Origin of the sequence: Actinotalea sp. C106, from assembly GCF_023630195.1 — a bacterium.
Classification (GTDB): domain Bacteria; phylum Actinomycetota; class Actinomycetes; order Actinomycetales; family Cellulomonadaceae; genus Actinotalea.
In genome coordinates this window covers 1-1,817 of the sequence record NZ_JALPKN010000438.1, presented here as the reverse complement: position 1 = coordinate 1,817, position 1,817 = coordinate 1, and the positions used below count along the sequence as shown (strand labels likewise).

Sequence of the window (1,817 nt, the reverse complement as noted above, 5' to 3'; positions counted from 1 at the left end):
CTCGAGCGCCCTGGTCGCGGTAGCCGGGCCCGCGGTCAACCTCGGCCTCGGCCTCGCGGCCTGGCTGGTGGTGCAGGTGCTGCCCTCGGGCGGGCTCGCGGCGCTGATCATGACGGCCGCGGCCGTCGCCAACGGCTTCGTCGGGGTGTTCAACCTCGTGCCCGGGCTCCCCCTGGACGGCGGCCGGGTGCTCGAGGCCCTCGTCTGGCGCACGACCGGGCGGCGCTCCACCGGCACCGTCGTCGCCGGGTGGGTCGGTCGCGTGGTCGCGGTCGCCGTCCTGGCCTGGGTGCTGCTGGTCCCCCTGGTCGCGGGCCGCACGCCGTCCCTCACCTCGGTGGTGTGGGGGGCGCTCATCGGCGCCTTCCTGTGGAGCGGTGCCGACCAGGCCGTGCGGGCCGGCCACGCCGACCGCGCGGTCGAGGCTCTCGCCCTGCGCCACCTCATGCGCCCGACCGCGGTGGTGAGCGCCGACGCGACCCTCGCCGACGTCGAGATCCCCGGCGAGGCCGTGATCCTGGGCACCGACGGTCGGCCGGGGGCCTACCTCGACGCCGACGCCGTCCGCTCGGTCCCGGCCAGCCGGCGGGCCGGGACGCCCTTGTCGGCCGTCGCGGTCCCGCTGCCCCCGGGTTCCTCGGTGGACGGGTCGCTGACCGGTTCCGCGGCGGTGCAGGCCGTCGCCCTCGCCGCACGCTCCTCCCCGGTGATGGTGGTCCTGGACCCCACCGGGCGCGTCGTCGGGCTGCTGCACGCGCAGGACGTCGTGGACGCCCTGCGCCGGGGTCGCGCCGCGCGCACCTAGACTCGACGGTCGTGACCACCTCCGGACCTGCCGTCGTCCCCCCGTCCGAGCCCCGTCCGACGCCCACCGGCGCCGAGGCGCGCCGTGGTCCGCTGCGGGTGGGGGACAGGGTCCAGCTGACCGACCCTCGCGGTCGGCTGCACACGATCACCCTGGCCGAGGGCGCCACCTTCCACACGCACAAGGGGTACTTCCGGCACGACGAGCTCATCGGCGCGCCCGAGGGCTCGGTCGTCACGAGCACCGGCAACGTGGACTACCTCGCGGTGCGCCCGCTGCTGTCGGACTACACCCTGTCGATGCCCCGCGGGGCCGCGGTGGTCTACCCCAAGGACGCCGGGCAGATCGTCGCGATGGCCGACATCTACCCCGGTGCCCGGGTCGTCGAGGCCGGGGTGGGCTCGGGGGCGCTCACCATGTCCCTGCTGCGGGCCGTCGGCGACGGCGGGTACCTGCACTCGATCGAGCGCCGCGAGGACTTCGCCGCGATCGCGAGGGCCAACGTCGAGGGCCTCTTCGCCGGGGAGCACCCGGCGTGGCGCCTGTCGGTCGGGGACCTGAGCGACGTGCTGCCCGAGACCGAGGCGCCCGGCAGCGTCGACCGCGTGGTCCTGGACATGCTCGCACCCTGGGAGAACCTCGAGGCCGTGGCCGGGGCCCTCGCGCCGGGGGGCGTCCTCGTGGCGTACGTCGCGACGACCACCCAGCTGTCCCGCCTCGCCGAGGACGTGCGCGACGACGGCCGGTTCACCGAGCCCCAGGCCTGGGAGACCATGGTCCGTGGCTGGCACCTCGAGGGTCTCGCCGTCCGCCCCCAGCACCGGATGATCGGGCACACCGGCTTCCTGCTCTCCACACGACGCATGGCCGACGGCGTGACGGTGCCCGAGCGGCGCCGTCGTCCGGCCAAGGGCAACTACCCGGTCGACGAGGTCGAGTGGACCCCTGAGGAGCTGGGCGAGCGCGCCGTCTCGGACAAGAAGGTCCGCCGCGTGCGCCGGGAGCTGGGCGC

At 75.7% G+C, this 1,817-nt stretch carries 2 protein-coding genes; both read left to right on the top strand.

The window, feature by feature from the left end:
- Window positions 1-805, top strand: an 805-nt coding sequence (locus L0B03_RS17340; protein WP_250448196.1) for a site-2 protease family protein, incomplete at its 5' end; no start/stop codon positions are given.
- Between the two features lie 11 nt (window positions 806-816).
- The coding region (locus tag L0B03_RS17335) for a tRNA (adenine-N1)-methyltransferase (protein WP_250448194.1) at window positions 817-1,817 on the top strand (1,001 nt) is incomplete at its 3' end.